The following is a 13367-nucleotide window of genomic DNA, read 5'->3' on the forward strand; positions in this document are numbered from 1 at the left end:
CGGCCGGAGTGACCACCACCGGATCGGCGACGACGGCCGGAGTGACCACCACCGGATCGGCGACGGCTGCCGGGGTGACCACCGCCGGGTCGGCGACGGCAGCCGGGGTGACCACCGCCGGGTCGGCGACGGCAGCCGGGGTGACCACCGCCGGGTCGGCGACGGCAGCCGGAGTGACCACCGCCGGGTCGGCGACGGCAGCCGGAGTGACCACCGCCGGGCCGGCGACGCCTACGGTGCGAAAACCGGAGATCAGCGGCTTTCTGACGGTCGTCAACAAGGCGCGGGCGGACGTCGGCGTCCCCCCACTGGTCTGGGACGAGTCCGCCGCCACGCACGCCCGCTACTGGGCGAGAGTGCGGGTCGCCGACTGCGAGCTCATCCACTCGAACAGCCGGTACGGCGAGAATCTGGCCAGGGGTTCGAACCCCCGCTACTCACTGGCGGACGCGGCCCGCCTGTGGATCTACGAGAAGTCCGACTACGACCGCCCCTCGAACTCCTGCGTGAACGACCGGGAGTGCCTCCACTACACCCAGCTGGTCTGGCGCACCTCGACACGGGTCGGCGCGGCGAAGGCCAGGTGCGGGAACGGCTGGACATACGTGGTGGCCAACTTCGATCCGCCGGGGAACCGGTGGGGCCGACGGCCGTACTGACCGGGGAAAAGCCTCAGGGGCCGTGATAATCCCTCCATGGCCCCACCCCCGTCACTCCCCACCGCCCTTGCGGCGCGCGCGTGAACGACCACTCCCCAGGCCCGCGCACGCACGACCACCCCCAGGCCTTCGCATGAACGACCTCCCCGACCAGCTCCGCCGCCTCCTCGCCGACGTCCTGGCCATCGGCGCCCCGTACGCCCTCGCGCTCACCGGCGACCACGCGGCGCAGGCGCACGGCCTGATCGAGGCGAGGCCGCCCGGCCGGGACCTGGAGGTGGCGACGGAGCACGCGGCCCCGATGGAACAGATCGCCGCCACGGTCCGGGTCGGCCTGGCGGAACGCGGCTGGCTGGTGCACGCGGTGGAGACGGCCCCGCTCTCCGCCCGCCTCCTCGTCACCGACCCCACGACGGCGGAGGAACGCACCCTCGACCTCCTGAAGGAAACCCTCTGGCACCCGCCGGTCCGGACGCCGCTGGGCCCCACGCTCTCCCTGGAGGACGTGGTCGGCACGAAGGTCCGGGCCGTGGCCGACCGGGGCACGGCCCGCGACCTGATCGCCGTCCACGCGGCCACCGCCCACTGGACCGTCGCCGAACTGGAGGAACTGGCCCGCCGCCACACCTCCGCCACGTCCACCACCTTCGACCTCACCGACCTCCAGTCCCGCCTGGAGGGCACCGAGTGGCTCGACGACAGGGAATTCGCTCGCCACGGCCTGGACGCCGACGCCGTCCTCGGACTCCGCCGATGGGCCCAGACCTGGGCCGACGACATCGCCGAACGCCTCCTGGAAGAGGAGGCCCTGGCATCCCCACCGGAGGAGGACCCCGAGTGAGCGAACGACGGTACGTCCCCGAGGCGCACCCGAGGCGTCCCCGAGGCGTCCCTGGTGGCTACCGCGTGAGCGATAGCCGCCCGGACACCGGCACGGCGTCACGGCACTGCCGTGATCACCACCACCGTCGTCGCCATAGCACCGGACCGGCCGTGCGCCGGAATTGGGTTGAAGCACATGCCCCGGCTCTCCCAGAATCCCCGCATGGACGACTTCCCCAGGCTCAGCCAACTCCCCTCCTGCCTCACCGAGTTGCAGGAGGCAGCCCGTGCCGCCGGGTTCACCATGTCGTGTGAACCCCGCACCGGCAGCCTGCTCGCCACCCTCGCCGCAACCCGCCCCGGCGGCCGGATCCTCGAACTCGGAACCGGCGTCGGCGAAGGCACCGCCTGGCTCCTCAGCGGGATGAACGAGACGGCGACGCTGGTCACGGTCGAGCTCGACGACTCCGTACAGGCCATCGCCCGCAAGCAGTTCGGCGGCGACGAACGGGTCACCTTCGTCACCGAGGACGGCGGACGCTGGCTGGAGGCGTACGACGGCACCCCCTTCGACCTGGTCTTCGCGGACACCTGGCCCGGCAAGTTCACCCACCTCGGTGCCGCCCTGGAACTGGTGGCACCCGGCGGCGCGTACATCGTCGACGACCTGATGCCCGTCCCCGACTGGCCGGAGGGTCACGAGGCGGCGGTGACCGACCTGCTCGCGGTTCTGGAGGGGCGCTCGGACTTCCGGACGACCCGGCTGGCCTGGTCGAGCGGCATCCTGATCGCCGTACGGACCGACGACGCCACCGGCACCTCGGCCTGACCGTCCGCACCCGGACCCGCGCCCGACCCCGCGCCCCCGGCCGGCCCCGCGCCCGGACCCGTGTTCATGCCCAGCGCCGTACGGGCCGCCCGCACATGGTGCAGCCCGTCGACCGCCGTCCGCGTGACCTGCGCGTACTCGTCGGGCGTGCGGGCCCTGGTCAGCTGGGCGCGGGCGGTGCGGAGGCGTTCGGTGGCGTCGGTCAGGGACTCGGCCGCGCTGCCGCCCGCCCCGGCCTGCGCCCGTACGTCGATGCCGGCCAGGCTGCCGCCCAGTCGTACGACCCAGCGGTTGGCGTCGGCCTCCGCGTCCAGGTCGGACGACGGACCGGGCTCGTCCACGGACCGCCGCTGCGCGACGATCGCGACCACCGCCCCGACGATCAGCAACACTGCCACCAGCACGGCCAGCTTCATGGCCTCCTCCAGCATTCCGACGTTTCGTCCCGTACGGCCAGTGCGTCCCGTACGGGTCGTACATCCCGTACGAGTCGTACGGCTCGTACGGGTTCCTCACCCTGTACGTCCCATCACACCCCCTTCCGCTGTGCCCGTCCGTCGAGAAACCTGTGCGTCCCCTGATGACTTCCCAAGCGGGTACCCGACACGGGGACGAGCGCACGCCGAAGGCCCGGAACCCAGGGGGAGGGGTTCCGGGCCTTGCGCGGAGCCGTACGACCGCCGGCCGCTCAGCGACGACGTACGCCGGTCGGGGTCAGCTCGCCGAGGCGGACTCCGACGCCGTGTCCGACGCGCCCGGCTGGACGGCGTCGCCCGTGCCGGTGTTCGTGGCCTCCGGGTCGACACCGACCGTGATGGAGCCGATGACGCCCTTGGCGATGTCGTTCTTCTTGTACTTCAGCTTGAGCAGGCCGCCCTGGACGCCGCTGCCGTCGTAGATCGTGTCGTCGTCGAGGGTCGTGCGCTCGGTCGTGGAGGTCGAGTACGGCTCGACCTCGGCGGACGCGAGCACGGACTCCTCGTCGAAGAAGAACTGGCCGGTGTGGCAGGTGGTGCCGCCCTCGTAACCGGCGTCCGTCCACTCACCGTTGACGTGCACCTTGGTGTGGATGTGCACGCAGCGGCCCCGGTACCAGCCCGGGAAGATCGTCTCGAAGGTGACGAAGCCCTGCTTGTCGGTCTTCCAGGTGCCGCGCAGATAGCGGGTGTCGCTGGTCGGCTCCTCGTGCCCGCCACCGCCGCCACCGGCCGGGGGTTCACCGGTCGGGGCGCCGGACGGCACGTCCGTGGGGGTGCCCGAGGGAGCGTCGGTGGGGGCGGTGCCGCCGCCCTCGGAGAAGCTCTCGTAGCCCGAGTAGAGACCCAGCGCGTCGCAGTGCCAGATGTCGACGGCCGCGTTGCGGATCGGCTCGCAGGTCTCGGAGTCGATCACCTTGAGGCGGAGGGTGAAGGGAATGCCCTCCTTGTCCTCGGTGATGTCCTGGCGGAGCTTGTCCGCGTCGATGTAGTACGGGCCCTCAGTGGTCTCCGAGGTCAGCTTGTAGCACTCCTCGCCGGCACTCGCGCTCGTGGAGGCGAGGGGCTTCGCGCTTCCCTGCTTGTTCGTACCCGCGCTCGCGGTCGCGACGACCGCTCCGCCCACGCCCACTGCGGCCACGGCGCCCGCGCCCGCCACGACGACCTTGCGGCGCGTCAGGTCCCGCTTGTGCTTCGGCCCCTGGGCCTTCTCGTTTCCGGTCTGGTTTCCCGTCATGGCGAGGAAATTAGGGAGGCAGGCTGTCAAAGTCGTAAGAAAGGACTGTGGTTTGCCACGTATTCCCATGCGGAGGAAAAAGGGGCCCGAAATCGCCGTCTATTTCAGGCCCCCTTTCGGCAAACTCTGGATAGGCTTACCTTACTTGCACTCTAACTCGCGGACGGCGACGCCGAGGTGCTCGGCCGCGGCGGCGTCCCCGTCCCCTCATTGGTCGCCTCCGGGTCCACGCCCACCGTGAGCGAGGCCCGGACACCCTTGGAGATGTCCCGCTCGTCGTACCGGAGCTTCAGCAGACCGCCCTGGGCGCCGCTGCCGTCGTAGAGAAAGTCCTCGTCGAGCGTCGTGCGTTCGGCGGTGTTGGACGCGTACGGCTCCACGACCGCGGAGGCGAGAACGGACTCCTCGTCGAAGAAGAACTGTCCGGTGTGGCAGGTGTTGCCGCCCTCATAGCCCGCGTCCGTCCACTCGCCGTTGACATGGACCTTCGTGTGGATGTGCACGCAGCGGCCCGTGTACCAGCCCGGGAAGACGGTCTTGAAGGTGACGAACCCCTGCCGGTCCGTGCGCCAGGTGCCGCGCAGGTAGCGGGTTTCGTCCGTCGGCTCCTGGTGGCCGCCGCCCGGGGGCGGGCCGGAGGGGTCGCCACTCGGGGGCGGGCCGGTGGGGACCGGGCCGCCATCGCCGTTGCCCACGTCCTCGTAGCCGGAGTAGACGCCGACCGCGTCGCAGTGCCAGATGTCGACGGCCGCGTTACGGATCGGCCGGCATGTCTCGGAGTCGATCACCTTGAGGCGGAGCAGGAGCGGGATGCCCTCACGGTCCTCGGTGACGTCCCGGCGGAGCTTGTCCGCGTCGATGTAGTACGGACCCTCCATGGTCTCCGACGTCAGCAGGTAGCACTCCTCCGCGAGGGGAGCGCGACCGCCGGGTTCTTCTCTCTGCTCGTCGGCGACGGCGTTCGCCGCCATGGCACCGCCCAGACCCACCGCCGCGACGACACCGACGCCCGCCACGACGACCTTGCGGCGCGTCACATCCCGCGAGTCCGTCACATGCTCCCTTCCGGTCGGCTCTTGGGGCTGCTGTTCCTGTTGATTGGCTGTCATGTGCCGGGAAGTTAGATAGGAAGCCTGTCAGCGAGCTGAGAAAACGAAACCTTTTCCCCATGCACGGAAAAGGGTCCTGAAATCGACGGACGACTTCAGGACCCTTTTCAGAACAGCCCGAGAAAGGCTTGCCTTACTTTCGGCTGGCCGGACATTCCCTACTTCGGCTGCGGTTTCCGCACCGACAGGTGCAGCTCGCGCAGCCGCGCCTCCTCCAGCTCCGTCGGCGCGCCCATCATCAGGTCCTGGGCGTTGCCGTTGAGCGGGAAGGCGATGGTCTCGCGGATGTTGGGCTCGTCCGCGAGGAGCATGACGATGCGGTCGACGCCGGGGGCGATGCCGCCGTGCGGCGGGGCGCCGAAGCGGAACGCGCGCAGCATGCCCGCGAACTGCTCCTCGACGGTGTCACGGTCGTAGCCCGCGATCTCGAAGGCCTTGAGCATGATCTCGGGCTCGTGGTTCCGGATCGCGCCGGAGGACAGCTCGACGCCGTTGCAGACGATGTCGTACTGCCAGCCGAGAATGTCCAGCGGGTCCTGGGTCTCCAGGGCCTCAAGACCGCCCTGCGGCATGGAGAAGGGGTTGTGCGAGAAGTCGATCTTGCCGGTCTCCTCGTCCTTCTCGTACATCGGGAAGTCGACGATCCAGCAGAAGCGGAAGACGCCCTCCTCGAAGTGCCCGGCACGCTTGGCGGCTTCCACCCGCACCGCGCCCATGATCTTCGAGACCTCTTCGAACTCACCCGCGCCGAAGAACACCGCGTGGCCGGCGGCCAGCGACAGACGCTTGGTCAGCTCGGCGACGTTCTCCTCGGTGAGAAACTTGGCGATCGGGCCGGACAGCGAGCCGTCCTCGGCGACGCGCACCCAGGCCAGGCCCTTCGCACCCTGCTCGATCGCGTACTCGCCGAGCTGGTCGAAGAACTTGCGCGGCTGGGCCGAGACGTCCGGCACGGCGAGCGCGCGGACGTGCTTGCCGGCGAACGCCTTGAACTCCGAGCCCTCGAAGACATCGGTGATGTCCACCAGCTCCAGCTGAGCGCGCAGGTCCGGCTTGTCGGAGCCGTACTTGAGCATCGCCTCGCGGAACGGGATGCGTGGGAACGGCGAGGTGACGTGCCGGCCTTTGCCGAACTCCTCGAACAGCTCGGTCATGAGCTTCTCGATGGGCTGGAACACGTCCTCCTGCTCGACGAAGGACATCTCCACGTCGAGCTGGTAGAACTCGCCCGGCGAACGGTCCGCGCGCGCGTCCTCGTCACGGAAGCAGGGCGCGATCTGGAAGTACCGGTCGAAGCCCGAGATCATCAGCAGCTGCTTGAACTGCTGCGGGGCCTGGGGGAGGGCATAGAACTTGCCCGGGTTGAGACGCGACGGCACGACGAAGTCGCGGGCGCCCTCGGGGGAGGTGGCGGACAAAATCGGGGTCGCCATCTCGTTGAAGCCCAGCGCCGTCATCTTGTGACGGATCGCGGAGATCACGGCCGTACGCAGCAGGATGTTGCGGTGCATGCGCTCGCGGCGCAGGTCGAGGAAGCGGTACTCCAGGCGCCGCTCCTCGTTGACCCCGTCCTCGGCGTTGATCGTGAAGGGGAGCGGGGCGGCCGCGCCGAGCAGCTCGACCTCGCCGACCTCGACCTCGATCTCGCCGGAGGGCAGGTCGGGGTTGATGTTCTCGGCGCCGCGCGAGACGACCTTGCCGTCGACGCGGACGGTCGACTCCTTGGAGATCTTGTCCAGCGCCTCGTACGCCGGGGTGCCGGGGCGGGCCACCAGCTGCGTGATGCCGTAGTGATCGCGGAGATCGATGAAGAGGATGCCGCCCAGGTCGCGCCGATTGTGCAGCCAGCCACTCAGCCGGACGTCGGTGCCGACGTCAGAGGCGCGGAGCTCGCCGCAGGTGTGGGACCTGTACCGATGCATCGTCGTTCATCCAGCCTTCGCTGATCGGGGATCTTGGCGGGTGCTTCACCGTGGCCGGTCCGTGGTCACGTTCGCGATCACGTCCGCGATCACGGTCCGCGGTCGTGTTAGGTGCTCACGGCCGGTGTTTCACGTGAAACAACCCCAAGGGTACCGGGCACCCCGAGATCACCTCCCCACCATTTATCACCGGGCGGCAGGCCCCTTCGACGCGAGCGCCGCCACACTGACCGGATACCCACGGTCATAGCCATGGGCAGGACCGTAAGCGGTTACTGTCGCTAGCGTCGATTGCCGTCACCTCCGTCGCCGCCGGTCGTGGTTACTTGTCATGTCTTCCGGTCCCGCTCGGGCCCGGTACAGCTTCGGTGGCACGGTCCGATCAGCTGTTCTTAGAGTGGGTCAATGCGCACTGGTGAGCCCCCGCCCACCGTGGGGGACGTCCTGTCCGCCCTCGCGACGGGACTGTGGACCTGGGACAGCGCTGCCGAAACCGTCACGTTGGACGCCGAAGCCGCCCGGCTCATGGGGCTGCCCGCGGAGCCGACGACGCTCACCCAGGCCGGGGCGCGGGCACGTCTGCACCCCGTCGACTGGAACGAGATCGTGTCGGTCGTGCAGCTCGCCGTCGCCGAGGACACCCTCGCCGAGGTACGGATCCGGGTCATGGACGACCGGGGCCGGGTGCTCCGCACGGTCCGCAGCCGTTCCAAGCCGACCTTCGACCCGGTGCGCAAGTCCTTCGAGCTGATCGGCACCATCCAGGAGGTCACCGAGCCCTCCCCGGAAACCGCCGCCCGCGCCCCGTCCGTCACCGGCGACTGGCGGCGCTCGCGCGAGGCGTTCCTGCTGGACGCGGGCCGGGCGCTGGCCGAGGCACGGTCCACGGCGGAGGTGCTGCGGGTCGCGGCGGGCCTGGCGATGCCCGGGTTCTCACCGGACGGGCTCGCCGTGTTCGGGGTGGAGGCCGACCGCCTCACCGTCATCGGGCACCACGGGCACAACCAGGGCGACGAGGGCCCCTTCACCCATATGCCGCTGGAGACGGACTACCCGGCCGCAGAGGTGGTCCGCACCGGCCGCGCCGTCTATCTCTCCTCCCCCGAGGACTACAAGGGGCGCTACCCCGCGGCCTGGCCGCTCGCCGAACAGTTCGGCCGCCAGTCGTGGGCGTTCCTGCCGCTGACCGTCGCCGGCCGCACGATGGGCGCGTGGATGGCGGGCTTCACCCACCCCGTCTCCTTCACCCCCGACGAGCGCTCGGTGCTGACCACCGTCGCCCGCATGCTCGCCCAGGCCCTCTCCCGCGCCGGCGCCGCCGAGACCGAACGCGAGCTGACCGACGGCCTCCAGCGCACGATGCTTCCCACGCTGGGCCCCGAGATACCGGGCATGAGCGTCGCCGCGCGGTACGTCCCGACCGGCGGCGGACTCCAGGTCGGCGGCGACTGGTACGACATGATCGCCCTGCCGAGCGGCCGGTTCGCCCTGGCCATCGGCGACGTCCAGGGCCACGACGTACGCGCCGCCGGCCTCATGGGCCAGCTCCGTATAGCCCTGCGCGCCTACGCGTCCGAGGGGCATCCCCCGGACGCCGTCCTCTCCCGCGCCTCCCGTTTCCTGCACGGCGTCACCAACGACTCCGCCGCCGACTTCACCGACCTGCGCTTCGCGACCTGCCTGTACGTCGAGGTCGACCCGGTGACCGGCGTCCTCGACATCGCCCGCGCCGGGCACCCCGACCCGGTGATCCGCATGGCCGACGGCACGGTCCTCGTCCGCCCGACCCCGGGCGGCCTCCCCCTCGGCATCGACCCCGACGCCGACTACCCCACCACCCGTCTCGTCCTCGAGCCCGGCGAAACCATGCTCCTCTGCACCGACGGCCTCATCGAAACAGGCGGCCACGACCTCGACACGGGCTGGCGCCGCATCCGCACGATCCTGGAGTCCTTCGACGCGAGACCTTACGAGGGCGAGGGCGAGGGCCAGGGGGCCGGCGGGCTGAACGCCGAGGGGCCGTACGCCGACAGGCGGGATCCCGGTGGTCCGGCTATCGGTGGTCTGCGGCCGGGCAGGCAAGAAGCGGGCGGCGATGAAGCACGCGGCCTTGAGCCAGGTCGCGTTGAAACGAGTCGCCTGGAAGTGGAAGCGGGTGGGCTCGCGGCGGGCGGCGCGGAGCAAGGTGACCTCACACCGCGAGGCCCACGTCCGACCGCCCTCGCACCAGCTCGTCCGGAGCCCACCGGCCTGGCGCCAGGCCGGCTGGAGGCGTTGGCCGACGCGCTGGTCCAAGGTGTGCACGGCCCCTCCTCCCACCACACGCCCGGCCCGCTCGCCGACCGGCGGGAGGACGACATAGCGATGCTGCTGCTGTGCCGGGAGAGCGAGGGGTACGGCCGCGGCGACACCACCGCCGTACGCCCGCCCGTACGCCGCACCGCACTGACCGTCGCCCAGGCGGAGCCCGAACACATCGCCGGAGCCCGCCAACAGGTACGCGAACTGCTCCACGACTGGAACTGCGACGACCAGGTCGACTCCGCCGTCCTCCTCGTCTCCGAGATGCTCACCAACGTCCTCGTCCACACGGACGCCGACGCGCTCCTCGTCGCCGAGATGACCGGCGACGGCGGCAAACGCCGGATGCGCATCGAGGTCACCGACACCAGCGACGACCTCCCCCACAAGCGCCAACCCGGCGAACTCGCCTCCTCCGGCCGCGGCCTCGTCCTCATGGACATGCTCGCCGACGCCTGGGGCGTGGACCCGCGCGGCGACGGCAAGAGCATCTGGTTCGAGCTGTACGAGACGCCACCGCCGGACAGCTCGAACGGGAGGTTGGTGAGTTAGCCGCGCCCGGCACCCACGCCATGTTCAGCGAATGAGCCGACCATCGAAAACAAGGGCGGCCACAGCAGGCTCTGAGTGAAGCGCCGAGTTTGCACGAGGCGTCTATACAGCGCACACTCTGCGCAAACTTGCAGGTCACAGGCTGCAGAAGTCGATGAAGATGGTGAACCTGCGCGGGCTCATCGCACTCGTCAACGGTTGCGCCAAGCCCGAATGCGCCCCCTTCAAGACCTGGGTCTCCGAAGTCATCGCCACCATCCAGCGCGACGGCTCCTACGCCCTCGACCCCGCCCCCGTACAACCCGCCCCCACCGGCGGCACGGCCTACGCCATGCCCCAGCAAGTAGCCGACGCCATCGTCCGGCTCGAAGAGCGGAACATCCGGGCGGACGAGATGCTGACGGCGTTTCAGGAGGAGCGGAACGACCTGCTGTACGAGATATACACGGAAACGCGCCCTTGACTCACGTCGCGACCAGCCCTTCTCGCCCGAGCCCCGCGCCGGTCAGAGTCGCTCGTACACGATCAGCCGCCGCCCATGGGTCCGCTCGTCCGCCACCACGGTGAAGTACTTCTTCAGCACGGCGGCCTTCACCTTGTCCCGTCCCCCCGCCGGCGGCCGGGCCACGCCGGGGGCGTCGGTGACCAACAGGATCCGCCGCTGAGCCAGCATCGCGGCCCGTATCCGGGCCGGATCGGCCTCCACCCCCTTCAGCGTCCCGGACATCGCGGGGCCCTGCGCCAGCGCGATGTCCCGTAACCCCGCGAAGTCGTCGGGGGAGACCAGCGCGGTGTCGCGCCGGGCCGACGGCGCGAAGAGCACCGCGTCACCGGGCTGCTTCAGGCGTCGCACGTCGACGGCGGTCGCCAGGACGTCGTCGATCCGGCTGGCGGGGGACCGTTTGGCCAGCGACTGCGGCAACAGCGCCACCACCGCGACGGCGACCACCACCAGGACGAGCCACGACGACGCCTTCGGGAACCGTGGCGGGACGGCCTGTACCGCCGCGCTCAGGGCCGCCCCGATCAGGAGCGCCAGACCCAGCATGCCGAACAGGACATAACGCTCAAGGAACAGGGGCCGGATCAGGGAGAGGCCGAGCAGGCCGATCTGCGGCACCGCCAGCAGCGGCAGTCCGACGGCCGCCACCGACAGTCGCCCGGCTCGCGGCCGGTTCAGCAGGGCTCCGAGACCGCCGATGGTGAGCAGGACCGCCGGGCCGATCATCATGTGCCAGGTCAGCGGCGGTATCCAGGACACCTGGCCGGACTGCCGCCGACTGAACAGGATCAACGGCAGGACACCCGCCGCGGCCACCACCGAGGCCGCGGCCCAGCGTGCCCACGTCGCCCGTGGCGCCCGCGTCCACGCCAGGGTCGCGGCATGCGCGGGCACGATCAGCAACGACAGCCAGTTCAGCAGCCCGCACACCAGGATCGCGCCCCCGTACGCCGCCCAGTGCGCCCCTCGGCCGCCCCGCTCCCGCTGGAGCACGGTCACCAGCGACAGCGTCGAGATTCCCGCACCCGCCGCTATCAGCGCGTACGGGCGGCCCTCCTGGAGATGGAACTGCACGGCCGGCAGCAGCCCGAACGCCAGTCCGCCTCCCAGGCCCGCCCAGACCCCGGCCAGCCGGCGGCCGATGACGGTCACACACACGGCTGCCACTGCCATGGCCAGCACCGAGGGCAGCCGCAGGGTCGTCGTGCCGGGTCCGAAGCACTCGAAGAGACCGTGCATCAGCAGGTAGTAGAACCCGTGCACGACATCGACCTGCCCCAGCATGTGCCAGATGTCGGCGGCCGACCGCCGCGCCACCTGCCAGGTCGCCGCCTCGTCCCGCCACACGGTGTTCTGCCGGGACAACCCCCACAGGCCGAGAGCGAGGGTCCACACCATCGGGACCGACCAGAGCGGCAGGCGCCGCACCACGGCCACAGCCGCCGAGCAGGCAGCCAGGACAGCCAGGACAGCCATGCGAAATCTCAGGGGTAGCGGTGCATGAGTACTCAAGCGACCGGAGAATTGCCGGGCGGGCGGCGGAATCCCGTGTCATCAAGCACCCTGCCCATGAGTTCTCTCCCCGTTCCCCTGTCCATGCGGCGGGGACAGCGGGCACGCCGAACCACGCCCTGGCCGCAGGCCAACGCGGGATCTGAGTGCTGATCTCCCCCTGAGAGCCACCCGTCTCGGAAGTAAGCCGATCGGATGAACAGATCAGAACCTACGCGGCGGGAACAAAAGTTATCCAGTCATCGACGGGTGTGCATGATCACCCGAAAGGCGATGAACCCGGAGGACTCCCTGCGGTCCGATTGGAGAAGCTAGGAGGCATTTACCGCCTTTGGCGGCGCCCCTCCGCGTACGGAAAAATCCCAGAGAAAAGCCCCCTCCACACGTGGACGGGGCTTTCCTGAGCTTCGCGGGCCTACAGCCCCTCGGCGGTCATCCCGTGAACCGCCGGGATCGTCCCCAGCCGCCCCTTCTGGAAGTCCTCGAACGCCTGCTGCAGCTCGTCGCGAGTGTTCATGACGAACGGGCCGTAGTGGGCCATGGGCTCACGGATCGGCTGTCCGCCGAGAAGCACGATCTCCAGGTCGGGGGCGTTGGAGTCCTGCTGCTCGTCCGCGCGGAAGGTGATCGAGGAGCCCGCACCGAAGACGGCCGTCTGGCCGAGCTGGATCGGACGCCGGTCCGCACCGACGGTGCCGCGCCCGCCGAGGACGTACGCGAGGGCGTTGAAGTCCTCACGCCACGGCAGGGTGATCTCCGCACCCGGCGCGACGGTCGCGTGGAGCAGGGTGATCGGGGTGTGGGTGATGCCCGGCCCCTCGTGGCCGTCCAGCTCACCGGCGATGACGCGCAGGAGCGCGCCGCCGTCGGGGGTGGTGAGCAGCTGGACCTGGCCGCCGCGGATGTCCTGGTACCTCGGGGCCATCATCTTGTCCCTGGCCGGCAGGTTCACCCACAGCTGCAGGCCGTGGAAGAGACCGCCGGACATGACCAGCGACTCCGGCGGCGCCTCGATGTGGAGCAGGCCAGACCCGGCCGTCATCCACTGGGTGTCGCCGTTGGTGATGGTGCCGCCGCCGCCCTGGCTGTCCTGATGGTCGAAGATGCCGTCGATGATGTAGGTGACGGTCTCGAAGCCGCGGTGCGGGTGCCACGGGGTCCCTTTCGGCTCCCCAGGCTGATACTCAACCTCACCCATCTGATCCATCATGATGAACGGGTCGAGGTGGCGGTAGTTGATCCCGGCGAACGCACGGCGGACCGGGAAGCCCTCGCCCTCGAAACCACTGGGCGCGGTCGTCACGGTGAGCACCGGACGGGCCACCGCGTCGGTCGGTGCGGCGACACGGGGCAGGGTCAGCGGGTTCTCGACGGTCACTGCGGGCATGTCGGTACCTCCTTGTGCGCTCAGTTTAGTTGATTATTGAACTTTCTGCCAGGCCTAAC

General features: G+C 69.9%; 11 protein-coding genes. 5 read left to right on the plus strand and 6 right to left on the minus strand.

The features are described 5' to 3' along the window. A partial coding sequence (locus ACFU53_RS41255; protein ID WP_384004740.1) for a hypothetical protein occupies positions 1–214 on the minus strand: 214 nt, incomplete at its 3' end. Between ACFU53_RS41255 and ACFU53_RS41260 the strand changes: the two genes are divergently transcribed. The 3 genes from ACFU53_RS41260 (at position 207) to ACFU53_RS41270 (ending at position 2310) form a co-directional block, all read left to right on the plus strand. Next, a complete protein-coding gene (locus tag ACFU53_RS41260) occupies positions 207–659 on the plus strand; it encodes a pathogenesis-related family 1 protein (RefSeq protein ID WP_384004742.1) in 453 nt (150 codons plus the stop codon). The two genes, ACFU53_RS41255 and ACFU53_RS41260, sit on opposite strands and share 8 nt — an antisense overlap. Positions 660–792: 133 nt before the next feature. Beyond that, positions 793–1500, plus strand: a complete 708-nt coding sequence (locus ACFU53_RS41265) for a hypothetical protein (RefSeq protein WP_384004743.1) — start codon at positions 793–795, stop codon at positions 1498–1500. A gap of 204 nt (positions 1501–1704) precedes the next feature. Beyond that, the gene (locus tag ACFU53_RS41270) at positions 1705–2310 is read left to right on the plus strand and encodes an O-methyltransferase (protein WP_384004745.1); all 606 of its coding nucleotides are present in this window, start codon (positions 1705–1707) and stop codon (positions 2308–2310) included. 714 nt (positions 2311–3024) lie between these two features. Here ACFU53_RS41270 and ACFU53_RS41275 read toward each other — a convergent pair. The 3 genes from ACFU53_RS41275 to aspS form a co-directional block, all read right to left on the minus strand. After that, complete coding sequence (locus ACFU53_RS41275; RefSeq protein WP_384004747.1) at positions 3025–4023, minus strand: intradiol ring-cleavage dioxygenase; 999 nt, start codon at positions 4021–4023, stop codon at positions 3025–3027. A gap of 152 nt (positions 4024–4175) precedes the next feature. Further along, positions 4176–5132 carry an intradiol ring-cleavage dioxygenase gene (locus tag ACFU53_RS41280; protein ID WP_384004749.1) on the minus strand — a complete coding sequence of 319 codons (957 nt, stop codon included), beginning with the start codon at positions 5130–5132 and terminating at the stop codon, positions 4176–4178. Between the two features lie 158 nt (positions 5133–5290). After that, entirely contained in the window at positions 5291–7054 is a 1764-nt protein-coding gene (gene aspS / locus ACFU53_RS41285; RefSeq protein ID WP_384004751.1) for an aspartate--tRNA ligase, read from the minus strand. Positions 7055–7459: 405 nt separating this feature from the next. On the opposite strand from aspS, the gene ACFU53_RS41290 reads away from it, so the two are divergent. Then, positions 7460–9907 (plus strand): SpoIIE family protein phosphatase, encoded by a 2448-nt coding sequence (locus ACFU53_RS41290; RefSeq protein ID WP_384004753.1) that lies wholly within the window; start codon positions 7460–7462, stop codon positions 9905–9907. A gap of 154 nt (positions 9908–10061) precedes the next feature. Then, positions 10062–10370: a hypothetical protein gene (locus ACFU53_RS41295; protein WP_384004755.1), complete on the plus strand. Its 309-nt coding sequence runs from the start codon at positions 10062–10064 to the stop codon at positions 10368–10370. 42 nt (positions 10371–10412) lie between these two features. On the opposite strand, the gene ACFU53_RS41300 is transcribed toward ACFU53_RS41295, so the two are convergent. Next, positions 10413–11885, minus strand: coding sequence for a hypothetical protein (locus tag ACFU53_RS41300; protein ID WP_384004757.1), 1473 nt, complete (start codon positions 11883–11885; stop codon positions 10413–10415). 451 nt (positions 11886–12336) lie between these two features. Continuing rightward, positions 12337–13308, minus strand: coding sequence for a pirin family protein (locus tag ACFU53_RS41305; RefSeq protein ID WP_384004759.1), 972 nt, complete (start codon positions 13306–13308; stop codon positions 12337–12339). Positions 13309–13367 lie beyond the last annotated feature (59 nt).

Origin of the sequence: Streptomyces sp. NPDC057474 (assembly GCF_042802555.1) — a bacterium.
Classification (GTDB): domain Bacteria; phylum Actinomycetota; class Actinomycetes; order Streptomycetales; family Streptomycetaceae; genus Streptomyces.

What these genes read in the sequence shown, in the direction of transcription:
- ACFU53_RS41265 (WP_384004743.1), top strand. Translation starts at nt 793, where the DNA reads ATGAACGACCTCCCCGACCAGCTCCGCCGCCTCCTCGCCGACGTCCTG.
- ACFU53_RS41270 (WP_384004745.1), top strand. Translation starts at nt 1,705, where the DNA reads ATGGACGACTTCCCCAGGCTCAGCCAACTCCCCTCCTGCCTCACCGAG.
- ACFU53_RS41275 (WP_384004747.1), bottom strand. Translation starts at nt 4,023, where the DNA reads ATGACGGGAAACCAGACCGGAAACGAGAAGGCCCAGGGGCCGAAGCAC.
- ACFU53_RS41280 (WP_384004749.1), bottom strand. Translation starts at nt 5,132, where the DNA reads ATGACAGCCAATCAACAGGAACAGCAGCCCCAAGAGCCGACCGGAAGG.
- aspS (WP_384004751.1), bottom strand. Translation starts at nt 7,054, where the DNA reads ATGCATCGGTACAGGTCCCACACCTGCGGCGAGCTCCGCGCCTCTGAC.
- ACFU53_RS41290 (WP_384004753.1), top strand. Translation starts at nt 7,460, where the DNA reads ATGCGCACTGGTGAGCCCCCGCCCACCGTGGGGGACGTCCTGTCCGCC.
- ACFU53_RS41295 (WP_384004755.1), top strand. Translation starts at nt 10,062, where the DNA reads ATGAAGATGGTGAACCTGCGCGGGCTCATCGCACTCGTCAACGGTTGC.
- ACFU53_RS41300 (WP_384004757.1), bottom strand. Translation starts at nt 11,885, where the DNA reads ATGGCTGTCCTGGCTGTCCTGGCTGCCTGCTCGGCGGCTGTGGCCGTG.
- ACFU53_RS41305 (WP_384004759.1), bottom strand. Translation starts at nt 13,308, where the DNA reads ATGCCCGCAGTGACCGTCGAGAACCCGCTGACCCTGCCCCGTGTCGCC.